Here is a 14,831-nt window from a genome sequence, read left to right as displayed (position 1 = left end):
TACCACTGCCCGCCTCATACCCTTCCATTACCACATTCTACACCGGTATTTTTTTTAGTTGAACGATTAAATTTTTAGATACAATGGGATGTGGATCATGCGGCACCAAAAAACCGGGCGGTTGCAAAAGCAATGGCGGATGCAGTACCGGCGGTTGTAACCGGTTAAATGTACACGACTGGCTGCGCAATTTACCCCTTACCGATCCCGAGAGCGATTGCAAAGTAGTAGAGGTGAGTTTTAAACAAGGCAGCAGAAAAGAATTTTTTAGAAATACCACCCTGCATTATTTTGAAAAAGGTGATTATGTTACCTTAGAAGGTGTTTCGGGTTTTGATGTAGGCGAAGTAAGCCTAACCGGCGAATTGGTACGCTTACAAATGAAGAAAAAAGGGGTTGACGAATTTAACCCAGAGATGAAAAAAATATTACGCCGCAGTACCGACCGCGATTTGGAAAGCTTTTTCATAAGTAAAGAACGCGAACCCGGTGTACAGGCCCGTAGCCGTGAACTGGCCCGCCAACTGAATTTACAAATGAAGTTAAGTGAAGTAGAAATTCAGGCAGATGGTAAAAAAGCTACCTTTTTTTATACTGCCGAAGATCGTGTTGACTTTAGAGAATTGATTAAATTATTTGCCGCAGAGTTTAAACTGAAAGTAGAAATGCGGCAGATTGGCATACGACAAGAGGCAGCCAAAGTGGGTGGCATTGGCAGTTGTGGCCGCGAACTGTGCTGTAGCACCTGGTTACAAGATTTTAAAAGTGTAAACACTACCGCAGCCCGTTACCAAAATTTATCGATTAATCAAACCAAATTAAGCGGGCAGTGTGGCCGTTTAAAATGTTGTTTGAATTATGAGTTAGATACCTATTTAGATGCCCTGCAACATTTTCCCGACAATGCTGATATATTACAAACCACCAAAGGCAATGCTTTTTTAATTAAAAAAGATATTTTTAAGAATTTGATGTGGTATATGATGGAAGGCGGCAGCAAGCACTATCCGTTAACCATTGAACGCGTTAAAGAAATTAAACGCATGAACGCACAAAATATTCGTCCGGATGATCTGGAACCGGTAGATGTAGTGAGCGGCAAACCCAAATTAATTGAACCACAGTTTGTAGATGTGGTAGGACAAATTACCCTAAAGAGCTTAGAAAAAAACAATCAGCGTAACAAACCCGAGCAACGCCGCGATGGCCGCAATAATGAGCAGCGTCCACTGAATAACAATGAAAACAGAAACCGAAATAATAATAACAGGAACCGAAACAACAATAACAAAAACCGGCCACAACAGCAAAGCAGGCCCGTTAGTAAACCCAATACCCCAAAAAGAAGTGCAAACAATGAGCAAACATCGGGTGAAAAGCCTTTGTAATTAAAAGAGGAAACAACAAAAAGAGGCAGCGCTTATAGCATTGCCTCTTTTTTATTTGGGCATTCCGGTTAAATGGTTTTGTTTACAATGCCTCCATTTGTGCATCTACAAATTCCATTAATGTTTTAATGTGAGCCGGTGACAAATTAAACTGTAAGCCTGCCGCTGCATACAGCTCGGGCAGGGTTTTGGTGCCCCCCAAACTTAAAGCATGCATATAATTTTCTAAAGCCTGTTGCGGGTTTTGAATGTATTGCATCCATAAACCAATGGCACCCAGTTGGGCTATGCCATATTCAATATAATAAAATGGCACTTCAAATAAATGCAATTGTCGTTGCCAGCCAATGGCACGGTAGGCATCTAAACCGGTATAATCAATGGCATCGGTAGAAAACTCCTTTAAAATCCGCATCCAGTTTTCGGTACGTTCTGCAACCGTATGTTGTGGGTTTTCATATACCCAATGCTGAAATTTATCAATAATGGCAATCCAGGGAAAGATGGTAATGGTGCGTTCTAACTGATGCTCTTTTGCTCTTTTTAAATCGGTGCTATTGTTAAAGAATGCATCCCAATAGCTCATAGAAAACAGTTCCATGCTCATACTGGCTACCTCGGCTATCTCCATCGGATATTCTTTAAAGGCAGAAAGCGGCAAGTGGTGTGCTAAAAAAGAATGAATGGCATGGCCACCTTCGTGTACCATGGTGGTAACATCACTCATTTGTCCGGCTGCATTCATAAAAATAAAAGGAGCACCGCTTTCGGCCAACGGACAATTATACCCACCGGGAGCTTTGCCTTTCCGGCTTTCCAAATCAAAGTGATGCAGTTCATCCATCTTCAATAAACAATCTGCAAAAAAGGGATTCATTTGCCGAAAACAAGTAACCGATTTTTCCAACAATTCCTTCCCGGTTTTAAAGGGACTCAGGGGTTCTGATCCGGCCGGTTCTGCTTCCGTATCCCAGGGGCGCAGGGTATCTAATCCTAATTTCTCCCTTTTCTTTTCATAAATTTTATTAACAATTGGTAATACGTGCAGTTTTACAGCTTCATGAAACTGAAAGCAATCTTCTTTGGTGTAATCAAACCTCCCCATTTCTACAAATTTATAATCGCGGTAATTGGCAAAACCCGCATTCAATGCCACCTGATGGCGTTTTTGAATGAGCTGGGTATACAAAGCATCCATGGCATCTTTATCCTGCAAACGCCGTTCCTGAATTTTGCGATATACCGATTCCCGCAATGTTCTGTCGCTGCTTTCTAAAAACTGTGCCGCCTGCTGCAAGGTATACTCCCGGCCTTCCACTTCCACCGTCATTTTTCCGGCTATTACCCCATATTGTTGTTGCAATACGCCTAATTCGGCCTGAATGGGAATATTTACTTCCCGAAACAATTCAATATTTTTTTTAACAGAACGGATATAGGTAAAATACATCTGCGGGTCTAACTCCTTCAAGTAAGGCGATGCCACAAATTTTTTATTCAATGCATCGGCATAGGGTTGAATTTTAGGCTGAATTTCCATTACAAAGAAATTGTATGCCGCTTCCAATGCCGGATTGGCGGTATCGCAGGTCATTTTAATCTGCCGCCAGCAGGCATCTTCACTTACTACGGCTTCCAGTTCACTCATATCCCGCAACCAGTCTTCCAACTCGGCTACACTGTTAATAGGCCTTTCTTTCAAATTCAAAAAATAAGGTTCCAGCGCTTCCCAGGTGGTTACGGTAAAATCTGCCGGTAAAAAATGGCGGGGTAATTTCTCAATATTTGCACTGGCAATCATGGTTTCCTGCATGTGTTATTTGTTTTAATTTTCACTAAAAAATCATGGTTCCATTCAATGGTAAAACATGTTTACCTGTAAAAGGGGTACAAAGGTACAAGAATGATGCAGCAGGGTAGCCGAATAAACTTTATTTTTACAGCTTCTAAACAAAGCAGTGCAGTGAGCGATTTTATACAATTATTACCAGATAATATAGCCAACCAGATAGCAGCAGGCGAAGTAATACAAAGGCCGGGCAGTGCCGTAAAAGAATTGTTGGAGAATGCAGTGGATGCAGGTGCCACCAAAATTCAATTAATTGTAAACGATGCCGGTAAAAGTTTAATACAGGTAATTGACAATGGCAGTGGTATGAGCGAAACCGATGCCCGTATGGCTTTTGAACGGCATGCTACCAGTAAAATAAAAGCCATTGATGATTTGTTTCGCATTAAAACCATGGGCTTTAGGGGCGAAGCATTGGCCTCTATTGCTGCAGTGGCACAAGTGGAAATAAAAACCCGGCAGGCCGAAAACGATTTTGGCACTTATTTGCTGATTGAAAACAGTAAGGTATTGCAGCAAGAACCCTGCGCCTGTGCACCGGGTACCAGCATTAGCATGAAGAATTTGTTTTTTAATGTGCCGGCCCGCAGAAATTTTTTGAAAAGCAATGCGGCTGAAATGCGCCATGTGATTGATGAATTTATCAGGGTAGCCATGGCCTTTCCACAAATATTTTTTAGCCTGAACCATAATGGTCAGGAAGTTTTTCATTTAGAAGCCGGCTCGCTGAAACAAAGAATTGTACAGGTATTGGGCAACCAGTACAATGCCAAATTGGTTTCGGTAAAAGAAGAAACCGACTACATGAACGTATACGGCTTTGTGGGAAAACCGGAAAGTGCTAAAAAAACCAGGGGCGACCAATACTTTTTTGTGAATAACCGCTTTATTAAAAGCCCTTACCTGAACCATGCCGTTAGCACAGCATTTGATAGTTTAATAGCCAAAGACAGTTATCCTACTTATGTGTTGTATATAGATGTTGACCCCTCGCAGGTAGACATTAATGTACACCCCACCAAGCAGGAAATTAAATTTGAAGACGAAAAAATTATTTACGCATTTGTACAGGCGGCTGTAAAACATGCGCTGGCACAGTTTAGTATTGCCCCGTCATTAGATTTTACGCTGAATGCCGATATACAGCAATTGGATGCCGTTAGTCGGCCCATGACATCTGTACAAAAAGAACAAACGCAAGCCTCGCAACTCTATCAAACCTTCACACAAAAAAATCAGGCACATTTTATTGAGAAAAACAATAGTACTGAATTAAAAAGCTGGCGTTCTTTTTTTGAAAAACCTGCCGATACTGAAGCACCGGAAACAATAGGTGTAGCTGCACCGTTGTGGCAGCCGGCTGAGGAAAAGAAAACGGCATTTACTTTACTGCCCGATGCGCCATTGTTGCAACTGCACCAAACTTATATTATTACCCCTACCACCAGCGGCTTTGTGTTACTACACCAGCAATTGGCACATGAACGGGTATTGTATGAAAAATACCAGGCTGCCTTGCACCTAAAACCCGTAGCCGCACAAAAAAGTTTATTCCCATCCACAGTTGAATTATCTGCTGCCGATGCAGCATTGTTAACTGATTTATTGCCCGAATTATCGAAAATAGGATTTCAGTTAGAAGCATTTGGCAACCATACATTTGTAATACAAGGTACACCTGCCGATGTGTTGCAAGGCAATGAAAAAAGAGCCATTGAATTACTAATTGAACAGTTTAAACATTTTAGCAGTGATATTAAATTCAGCAAACGCGAAAAATTAGTACGCTGTATGTGTCGCCAGCAGGCCATTAAAGCCGGGAAACCATTGGGGCAAAAAGAAATGCAACAACTCATCCACGATTTATTGCAGTGTGAAACGCCCAATTATACCGTTAACGGCAGCCCTACTTTTTTAGAGTTTAAAGAAGAATATTTAGACCGCATGTTTGGGAAGAGTTGATAGAAAGAAAAGTGTTGTAAGCGCATACCACACCTGTTTTCATCTTTGAGACACCCTAAAAAAATTGCCAATAATTTGATACAATTCAGCTTGTTCATCATTCATTTTTAGCAATCTTAATTTTGTATGTTTTGATTCGGGAAGGGTATATATTATTTAATACTTTTGTGTGTAGGCTTCTCATGCTAATAGTTTCTCCAATTTCATTTTCCACTTTTCCCAGTCTTTCATTTCCTTGGTTTGTAAATCTATAAATTTCTGTGTGTGGTCGTGATGAATTAAATGACAGAGTTCGTGAATAATTACATATTCAATGCAGCCTTTTGGTGCCTTAATCAGTTCAGGGTTTAATATGATTTTTCCTTTTGCAGTACAACTTCCCCAACGTGTCGGCATGTCACGTAAAACAATAGAACTTGGCATAACCTTATGTTTTTTGAATTTGTCAATTAGTGGCTGTGCAATCGAATGAAACTTAGTCCGTGCATGTTGCAAATATTTTGCAAAAAGTATCCCGACAAAAAAAGGATACCTCTCTTTTTTTAATGGGAGCGAATAAAAGCCGTAAGGTAATTTTCAACAGCCCTTCTAACCGCAGTGGCACTGCTTACATGATTATTTACCAATACTGAAAATACAATGGGTTTACCAGATGCTGTGGTTACATAACCGCTAATAGCTAAATGGTTGCTGAGCGTACCTGTTTTGGCAAATAAATTACCGGAAAATGGTTGGTAATACCCACTTAACGTACCCGCATTGGCGGAAGGAAAAATAGCCGAGATGCGTGTCATACCAAAACTGCTTTTCATTTTCTGTAAAACAGTAACCAGGTCGGCTGGCGTAATTAAGTTATAACGGCTTAAGCCGCTGCCATCAATCCATTTGGGTTTTTGAGGCAGGGTAGCAAAATCAGTTTCTAATAATTTACTGATGATTTTTTTGTCATTCATTTCGCCCAATAATTCATTACTCACCATCAATAAACTTTGCTCTGCAAAAAAATTGTCGCTTCTATGCATCATTATTTTCAGCAGTGAATCGGTGGGTTGGGAATGGATGCGTTGCACATCATCGGGCAGACGGCTCAGTGTAAAATTACTTTCGGTTACCGGCACATGCAGGGTATCGGTTAACAACTGTTCCAATAAACCGGTTTGAGCCGTAAAAAAGGGCACTTGTACACTGTGCATTTCTCTTCCCGAAGGAATCATTTCAAAGTGATTACTACATAGGTTTCTTTTAATAGCATAGAAACGAGAAAGGATATGCGTGGGATTAATGACCTTATCTTGAAAATAAGCAGGTTCTACTTTTCCATAGGTAAACGTAGCCACATTGCCGTAAACAGGCATGGCTGAGCGTTCGGCCATATAATCTTCTGTATAATCATCCCAAGCCCATCCGGCACCTAAAGCATTGTCTTTCCAATTAGTGGTGGTTATCAAAATATTTTTTTGTTGCTTTAGAAACTGATATACCGGCTGGTTAGCAAAATCAGAAATTAAGAAAGTAGGGTCGCCATTGGGTTCTACTTCAATGGTACCATAACCTTTATCAACGTACCGTAATGCCGTTAAGCTATCCCCTAAATACTGCATGGCAGCATAGCAGGTAAGCAATTTCATATTACTGGCCGGAATAAAATATTTATCGGCCTGGTATTGAAACAAGTAATTACCACTATCGGCATTGGCAATACAAATGCCTACCTGTGCCCCTTTTAGGGCGGGATTTTCTAACAAACTATCAAACGGATCTATCGTTTGTGTAGTAATTGTATTTTGGGGAATGATTGCATTATTTGCAGGTGCAGCCTGTATTTTTTTATGGGTAATACAAGAACTAAACCATGTTATTGCAATAACAATCGTTAAAAATGTTTGAAGCCTTTGAAGCAGTGCATCTTTTATTTCCATGATTGCATATTATAAGCGTTCAGCATAACGTAACCAACGTTCGGGTATTTCATCGGTGCAGGCAATGATATAATCCATTTTACTGCAGGGAATAAATTTACCATCAAAAGTTTGCATCCACCAACGGCCGGTTTTTTTGCTTTGCATAAACACGGTATCAAATTCTGCAAAGGCTAAATGAAAAGAATTAAAATGTTCTTTTTCTTCAAACCTGGCTTCCTGCTTGCTTTTCAGCATTCCATCCAACATATACCATAACATGTGTGCCATTTGTTTAGCGGTAAGGTGATGCGTATCTTGTTCTACGTTATAACCAAAAATACCCATTACCTGCACCGTATGGCTCATCCCTGCAAATTGCATGAGTTTACAAGCTTCTTCGCCGGTAAAACCATTGGGAGTTAACAGGTTGGCCGGGGCATGAGCATGCTGAATAGCCGATATATCGAAGCTGAACAATTGTGCATTACGAATAGCAGGTTCTACCTCTTCTATATTTTCTTTCACCACGCCTACCCGCACACAATCGAACCGCAATTTATCGATGGTTTGCAGCATATTAGGGTGCGTTAAATAACTCTGAAAGCCAAGATGGTTGTAATGTTTTAGAAAATTGGGTTCGGCCGTTAACATTTGTATTAAAAAATGATCGGCAGGTGCAGGGCTATCCATATTTAAATCAATCACCGCATCTACACAAACCACGTCAATAATTTTTTGCATATCGGCAAAGGCCTGGTACAATGCTAAGGTTTGGTCGTGTGAGCCACCGATGACCATTACTTTTTTCCCTTTTGCCATTAACTCAAGCACTACTGTTTTTAATGCGGCATACGAATCGGCCAGCGTGGCACCTTGTTTTACATTACCGAGGTCGGTAATTTTTATTTCTTTGTGCCAGTAAAACAATTGATAAAATGCTTCGCGAATAGCATCGGCACCTGATGTATGGCTATGAATACCTGCGCCACGCATATCATTGCAGCCTACCAACACCACATCGGCTTCATCAATATTAGGAAAAGCTGCATCGGCTACATGCATATCAACCTGCCCACCTATCTGCGATTCCAGATAGGTTTGTTCATTGGCTATTGCATCAATGGGTACCGGCTCTAAAAATTCAACCAAACTTTCAACATTCATGCGCAACTATTTTCAACAAACATACATCATTGCGCAATATGTTTTAACCCCATATTAACCAGATTTTACTGAAAGCATGGCTGTAAGGCTTTATTTTTGTTTAGCACCTATGCTTCATTTGGTAAAATATTATTTACGCGTTGGTTTATTGACACTGCCCGGTATTTCTGTATTTGCACAAAGCAACTTTCACATCAATACCGCTTATACCACCATCGGATTAAAAGAAACACTGCAGGTAAGTTATACCTATGCCGGTTTAGCAGAGATGAATAATTGGGAAGCACCTGATTTTAAAAACTGGCAAATTGTTGCCGGCCCCAGTTTTCAGACGCAACAAATATATGCCAATGGGACCTATCATTCTGAAAGTAGTTTTATTTATCTGTTACAGCCATTAAAAACAGGCAAACTACAATTGCCTGCTGCCAACTTACATCTTAATAACACAACATTACATTGCCAGCCACTCACCATTACCGTGCAACAGCAAATACCTGTCCACCATACTCCACAAGCAGGTGTACAAATGCCGGGCGGTTTTCTTGAACCCGATGAAGAAGAAGCAACCACCGGTATAGAACGCAATGCTATTTTGTTTCCGGGTGAAGATGCGGCCCAAAAAATGAAGGAAAATATTTTTGTGCGGGTGGAAGCCAGTAAAAACAAATGCGTGGTAGGCGAGCCTATTTTGGTAACCTATACCCTGTATTCCCGGCTACGAACTTCGGCCAAACTCATTCAGCAACCGGTATTTAATGGATGCACAGTGTATGAAATGACGACTCAGGATTTACACTCTGAAAAAAAACAATGGAATGGTAAGCTATACAATACTTTCATCATCAGAAAAGTACAACTCATACCATTAACCACAGGAACCATTACGCTGAATGCAACTACTGTTGAAAACACGGTAACCTTTTATACTTTAAAAAACAATTCGGTAAACGGTTCTGTGGAATACAGCAGTTTATGCAGTAATGCCCCTATGCAGCTTACCATAACGGATTTGCCTTTGCGTAATAAGCCCGAACATTTTACCGGCGCCGTTGGCCATTTTACCATTCATGCACGTGTAGAAAAAAAGACTGACACGGCGGATGATGTAAATAGATTAGTGATTGAAATGAAAGGTGCCGGGAACTTTTCATCTGTTACTGCACCGCAAATACTTTGGCCTGAAAACACCGCACATTTTTCTGTTGAAGAAACAAATGAAGTCAATAAATTAGCTTATCCTGCCGAGGGCATTAAGACCTTTACCATTCCGTTTACCTGTAAGCAACAGGGCAATACCGTTATACCTGCGATTGCTTACAATTTTTATGATACGGAAACCGGTGAATATCAGACCATTCAAACAGATAGCATTCCCATTCAGGTGGGGCCTGCTTTAAAAAATTTCATCAATCCTGATTTGTATACCCAAGGCAATACCAATGCAACATATATATGGATTATTCCCGGCATTGGCTTGATAGTAGCCATAGGCTGGTGGATCGTGTATGGCCGGCAAAAAAAAGCTGCTTTACAGTCTGAACCAGCCACCATCTTGCCTACTCAACCATCCAAAAATCCTGCAATTGTGAATGGCTTAAAAATGGATGAAATTGTACCACCACCGGCTAAACCGGTTGAAACAAGCAACATTTACGAATTACTGACCATACCCGATGATAACTTGTTTTTTAAGGCAGTAAAAGCAATGGCAATGGCAGAACAAGAAAGAGAAGAGGAAAGCGGAAGAAAAGAAGCGCTACATGAATTAATAGCGGCATGCAACCAGGCACTGTATGCAAAGGTTGCGAATACCAATCGATATGATATTGCGGAACAGTTAAAAATTTTATTTATTCCTCCTGCGTAAACTTATAGCCTGAGCCTCTTACTGAATGAAAGTATTTCGGATTTTTACTATCCTGCTCAAAATATTTCCGGAAGTTTAGTATAAAATTATCAATGGTTCTGGTAGTGGGGTACACATTGTAACCCCAAACTACCTGTAAAATTTTTTCACGGGATACCACTTCCCCTTTGTTTTCAATCAGTAATTTCAACAGCATGGCTTCTTTTTTGCTCAAATCTACTTTTGTGCCATTCCAGGTAATGGCTTCTTGTGCTTTAAAATCAATTTTGTTATTTCCAAAATCATATTGTTCGCCAATGGTTTCTTTTACCTGCAGTTTTTTATTCTTTTCAATCAGTTTTTCTATTCGTATCAATAATTCTTCCAAATTAAATGGTTTGGTCAAATAATCATCTGCACCTTTTTTTAAACCCAGCACCCGGTCGGTTCCTGTATTTTTTGCACTTAACATTAAAATAGGCACTTCGTTATTATTTACCCGAACGGTTTCTGCTACGCTAATGCCATCTACTTCGGGCATCATTACATCTAATATAATTAAATCAAAATATTCATTGGCAATAGCTTTCAGTGCCTCGCTGCCATTATAGGCAGAGGTAACGGTATAACCTTCTAACTCTAAATTCAGTTTTAAAGCTTCGTGTAAGTTTTCTTCATCATCTGCCAATAAAATACTTGCTTTTCCTGCCATTTCTTCTATATTGATTTGTTATAAACTTTCAACTACAACAATTACACTTCCAACAAAGGAAATGTTACTTTAAAAATACAGCCATTGGGCAAATTATCCAATACCTGTATGGTAGCGTGGTGTTGTTGTGCAATTTTTTTACACAAGTACAGACCTAACCCTGTGCCCTTTGTGCTCCGCACATTTTCATTACCCGTTCTGTAAAATTTTCGGAATATTTTTTTCTTTTCTTCTTCTGCAATACCAGCACCTTCATCTATTATTTCCAATACAACATATTGTGCATGCGCAGATAATTGTAATAAAACAGGTGCTGATTTAGGCGAATACTTCAGTGCATTTTCAATTAAATTATTGATGAGCATCTGTAACAATAACGGTTCACCCATTACGTAGCAGCTTTCCTGAATGTGTGCCTGAATAGTGCGACCGGGGAAACGATTGATGGCTTCTTTTACACAAGTATCAGCCAGTGCTGCCATATTCAGCTTTTGATGACTGACTGTGTAAGCCCCACCCTCTAACTGTGCTGTAAATAAAATATTATTGCAAAGGGTATTTAACCGATTGGTTTCCTGCAGGGTATTGCTCAATAATTTTTCCTGAACAGCGGGTTCTAATTTTCTTTTTTGTAAAGTTTCTAAATTAAGTTGTGCAACGGCAATAGGGGTTTTCAATTCATGCGTAACAGCCATCATAAAATTTTGCTGTTGCTGCGATAGTTTAATCTGGCGGCGTGTGGCCCGGTAAACAAATGCAGCACCAATCATAATCACCGCTAAAAAGGTAAGCCCCTCTCCTATATATTGTGCGGTTTTGCGTTGTTTTTCCTGTAAAATATTGGCTACATGGTTTAAATAATTGGTATCTGAAGTTTGAATTTCCTGAAGTTTTAGCGAGGTCATTGCATCATTTTGATGATTAAGCGCAATAAACCACCAAAGCAAAGCAGATAAAATATAGAGCAGTAATACCCAATACACGGTACTTACTATAATTAATCTGTGCTTAAAGGTTAGCTTCATGGTGTAACTTTTTCTATCCTGATTCCTGCATTCAACACATGTTGCAGCGGATCTTCCCGCATTAATTGTTGCAGGGTAAATGTATATTGTCCCTTTTTTAATTTAGCAGGTAACGCATTAAAAGCCATACGATGGTCTACAATATCATCCATTGCCGTACCCAACCAGCCCATATTGTTGGCAAGGGTAAATTCTCTGTTGAAGCTATAGGTTGAATCGGGATCATGAACGGTAATATGCAGCCAAATGTTTTTGTAGCGATAGCCATCTTCATGCCTGAACACTACATACAAATTATAGAAGGCATTGGTATCGGTAATATTAAAATGAAAAGAAGGGGTATCGGTACTGCTCCAGGTATGATTGGGGAAAGGAATTGATTTTTCAAATACATTCAGAGTAGTACATGCGGTCATTACCAATACTACCATAACAATAAAGAAGTAGCGATGCTTCATGGGTTGAGGTATATTTTGATGAGAAACAGCCGGCAGCTATTTCTACTTAAATTGAGTTGTATTTAAAAATAACGTTACTTGTTATAAAACGTTCAATACTTGTTCCTTCGCTTTTTCCAATTCATCTTTCATTAATACCACACATTTTTGAATGGCAGCATCATTGGCCTTTGAACCGGTGGTATTGATTTCCCTGCCAAACTCCTGCAATATAAAAGAGAGTTTTTTGCCTTTGCTGCTTTCATTGGCTTCGATAATAGAACGGAAATAGTTACAATGATTTTGCAACCTAACCTGTTCTTCACTGATATCAATTTTTTCAATATAGTAAATGAGTTCCTGTTCTAACCGGTTTGCATCATAATTATCTTTTCCTACCCATTCTTCCAACAATTTTACAATGTTCTCCCTTATTTTTTCGCGGCGTAAAGGTTCTAAAGCTGCAATTTGTTTTTGCTGTGCTTCAATATTCTGCAGGCGCAGCAATAAATCTTTTTCAATAGACTTACCTTCCTGTAAACGATGTTGTTTTAATTGTTGCAGGGCGGTGTCCAATATTTTTTTAAAGCTTACCCATTCCTCGTCAGTCATTACTTCGGTAGTATTCACTACCACTTCGGGTAATCTTAAAACAGCCGCCAGCAGGTGATCTGCCTCTGCATTCAGTTCATGTGCTATTTGCACAACTGAGGTATAGTAAGCTTTTAACAAATCGGTATTAATGGTTACGGGTTTTGCACCGCCATTTTGTTTTAGATTGATGATACATTCTATACTTCCTCTTTCCAGCGATTCGCTTAACATACTGCGAATATCGAACTCAAAAGGTTTTAACATGGCAGGCATCTGCAATCGCAAATCGAATTGTTTGCCGTTCAGGGAGCGGAGTTCTACAATAAATGTTTTATCACCAATACTTTGTTCTGTTCTTCCATAACCGGTCATTGAATATAACATAATACCTTTTTAGTGTTTGCAAAGTAAGCAATGTTTAATTGTAATGTATCAACGCGGTTCGATTTGTTTGGGTGTTGCAGGCAAAAATGAAGGCAACATCCATACATCAAAAAGCCGGGCAGTAGCATACCCGGCTTAAAAAGAAATGGTAATTTTATTTTATTGAATGGTATAGGTATAATAACCTGCACCGGTTAAATACAAAATAATTTTATGGGTACCTGCTGTCAGATTAATATTATCGCCACCGGGGTCTAAACTGCCATCGGCACCGGTATCGCCATAATTTAAGCCCCAATCGTGATTGGCGCGGAACTTAAACTGATCGCCTGCAGCTGCAGTAATGGTACCTGACCAGGTATTGGATCCTGCATCATACGTTAAATTAATATCATTGCTCCAGCCACTGGCACTAAAACTACCAATTACACTCCAGGTAGTTGCTGTAGCCGACCAGGTATTGTTATTGGTATTGGCCACAATATGGTAATAACCGCCGGCCGGAACGGTAAGGTTACCGCCGCTTGGACTTAAAGTACCACCACCACCATCGCCCAATACATTATTCCAATTGGGTGCGGTTGTGAATTTAAACTGATAGGAACCTCCGGAAGGAATGTTGATGTAACCATCGTAATTACCATCGTTTTTAGGAGAACCGAGGTTAGGTGCTGTAGCCGGTGTCCAGCCCTGATAATCGCCGGGAACCCATAACAAGCCAAATTTCTGTACAGGTACTACAGTAAAAGTGCCATGCTGAAAATCAACCGTAATGGTATAAATACCGGTATTCGCCGGGCCGGGAATATTATCGCTCAGATTGGCACCAAAACTACCGCCGGCACTTAATCCGGGAACAGTTTTATCGGCTACGGAATATTTATTGCTCCAGTCGCCATTTACAGGCAACAAAAGGTATTCAGCGCCACCATTCAAATAAAAATTACCCTGGTAGGTTACAGAATCGAGCATTTTGAATTGCTGTGCAGGTAATGGTACAGGATTGTTCCATGCTCCTGCTGTGGCACTTCCTACTAAAAAAAGCGTTTTAGAAGCAGGCGGCGTTACTTTGGGTGGAACTTTATATGTTGTAAAGTTAACCGTAACTACATTTGATTTCAGTTGCTCATTGTTATTGGCATAAGAGGAAGTAATTCTAAAATCAATTGGATATTTGGTATTGTATGCAAAGCCAAAGCCCAGCAAAATATTATTCAAATCTTTTGCTGTAAAAGAATAGCTGCGGGTAACATTCACCACACGGGTAACTTCTTTGGCAAAATTTCTGCCTGAAGAGTCGATTTCAACAATAAACTTCACATTAGAAGTATCAACGGAATAATTGGGATTTGTCCAGTTCAGTGTAAGCACTACTTTATCGGAATCGGCCATGGCAGGCGCAATGCTAGTAGCTGATGCACTTAATGTTACCACAGTGCCAGGCTTATAAGTAGGCAAACTTCCCACCTTATCGCAGGCAGTAAAAATTACTGCAAGCAGTAAAGAAAGATAGCTGAGTTTAAAAATTGGTTTCATATATTTATTTTTTCTTATTATCAATTGTTG

General features: G+C 39.9%; 12 protein-coding genes. 3 read left to right on the top strand and 9 right to left on the bottom strand.

The window, feature by feature from the left end:
* Positions 1-83 precede the first annotated feature (83 nt).
* Positions 84-1,388, top strand: coding sequence for a PSP1 domain-containing protein (locus tag A0F92_RS04590; protein ID WP_068242162.1), 1,305 nt, complete (start codon positions 84-86; stop codon positions 1,386-1,388).
* Between the two features lie 82 nt (positions 1,389-1,470).
* Here A0F92_RS04590 and A0F92_RS04585 read toward each other — a convergent pair whose 3' ends face one another.
* Positions 1,471-3,201: a M3 family oligoendopeptidase gene (locus A0F92_RS04585; RefSeq protein ID WP_253810167.1), complete on the bottom strand. Its 1,731-nt coding sequence runs from the start codon at positions 3,199-3,201 to the stop codon at positions 1,471-1,473.
* Between the two features lie 90 nt (positions 3,202-3,291).
* Between A0F92_RS04585 and mutL the strand changes: the two genes are divergently transcribed.
* The gene (mutL, locus tag A0F92_RS04580) at positions 3,292-5,199 is read left to right on the top strand and encodes a DNA mismatch repair endonuclease MutL (protein WP_253810164.1); all 1,908 of its coding nucleotides are present in this window, start codon (positions 3,292-3,294) and stop codon (positions 5,197-5,199) included.
* 180 nt (positions 5,200-5,379) lie between these two features.
* Here mutL and A0F92_RS04575 read toward each other — a convergent pair whose 3' ends face one another.
* The 3 genes from A0F92_RS04575 to A0F92_RS04565 are packed head-to-tail and all read right to left on the bottom strand — an operon-like array spanning position 5,380 to position 8,264.
* Positions 5,380-5,694 carry a M48 metallopeptidase family protein gene (locus A0F92_RS04575; protein ID WP_253810163.1) on the bottom strand — a complete coding sequence of 105 codons (315 nt, stop codon included), beginning with the start codon at positions 5,692-5,694 and terminating at the stop codon, positions 5,380-5,382.
* Positions 5,695-5,741: 47 nt separating this feature from the next.
* Positions 5,742-7,118, bottom strand: a complete 1,377-nt coding sequence (locus tag A0F92_RS04570; protein ID WP_068242160.1) for a D-alanyl-D-alanine carboxypeptidase/D-alanyl-D-alanine-endopeptidase — start codon at positions 7,116-7,118, stop codon at positions 5,742-5,744.
* A gap of 9 nt (positions 7,119-7,127) precedes the next feature.
* Positions 7,128-8,264, bottom strand: coding sequence for a formimidoylglutamase (locus tag A0F92_RS04565; protein WP_068242158.1), 1,137 nt, complete (start codon positions 8,262-8,264; stop codon positions 7,128-7,130).
* Positions 8,265-8,340: 76 nt separating this feature from the next.
* Between A0F92_RS04565 and A0F92_RS04560 the strand changes: the two genes are divergently transcribed.
* Positions 8,341-10,134, top strand: coding sequence for a BatD family protein (locus A0F92_RS04560; RefSeq protein ID WP_068242156.1), 1,794 nt, complete (start codon positions 8,341-8,343; stop codon positions 10,132-10,134).
* Here A0F92_RS04560 and A0F92_RS04555 read toward each other — a convergent pair.
* The 5 genes from A0F92_RS04555 to A0F92_RS04535 all read right to left on the bottom strand — a co-directional run bounded on the left by A0F92_RS04555 (position 10,118) and on the right by A0F92_RS04535 (position 14,801).
* Positions 10,118-10,825: a response regulator transcription factor gene (locus A0F92_RS04555; protein ID WP_068242150.1), complete on the bottom strand. Its 708-nt coding sequence runs from the start codon at positions 10,823-10,825 to the stop codon at positions 10,118-10,120. The genes A0F92_RS04560 and A0F92_RS04555 overlap by 17 nt on opposite strands.
* A 41-nt stretch (positions 10,826-10,866) precedes the next feature.
* Positions 10,867-11,850 carry a sensor histidine kinase gene (locus A0F92_RS04550; protein WP_068242148.1) on the bottom strand — a complete coding sequence of 328 codons (984 nt, stop codon included), beginning with the start codon at positions 11,848-11,850 and terminating at the stop codon, positions 10,867-10,869.
* A complete protein-coding gene (locus tag A0F92_RS04545; RefSeq protein ID WP_167516811.1) occupies positions 11,847-12,308 on the bottom strand; it encodes a gliding motility lipoprotein GldH in 462 nt (153 codons plus the stop codon). Before A0F92_RS04545 ends, A0F92_RS04550 begins: the two co-directional genes overlap by 4 nt.
* 81 nt (positions 12,309-12,389) lie before the next feature.
* Positions 12,390-13,265 (bottom strand): YicC/YloC family endoribonuclease, encoded by an 876-nt coding sequence (locus tag A0F92_RS04540; protein ID WP_068242144.1) that lies wholly within the window; start codon positions 13,263-13,265, stop codon positions 12,390-12,392.
* A 159-nt stretch (positions 13,266-13,424) separates the two neighbouring features.
* The gene (locus A0F92_RS04535) at positions 13,425-14,801 is read right to left on the bottom strand and encodes a SusE domain-containing protein (protein WP_068242142.1); all 1,377 of its coding nucleotides are present in this window, start codon (positions 14,799-14,801) and stop codon (positions 13,425-13,427) included.
* Positions 14,802-14,831 lie beyond the last annotated feature (30 nt).

The organism is Hydrotalea flava, from assembly GCF_001623405.1.
In the GTDB taxonomy this organism is placed as follows: domain Bacteria; phylum Bacteroidota; class Bacteroidia; order Chitinophagales; family Chitinophagaceae; genus Hydrotalea; species Hydrotalea flava.
Note: the sequence above shows the minus strand (reverse complement) of the source record. Positions and strands in the feature narration are given on the sequence as shown.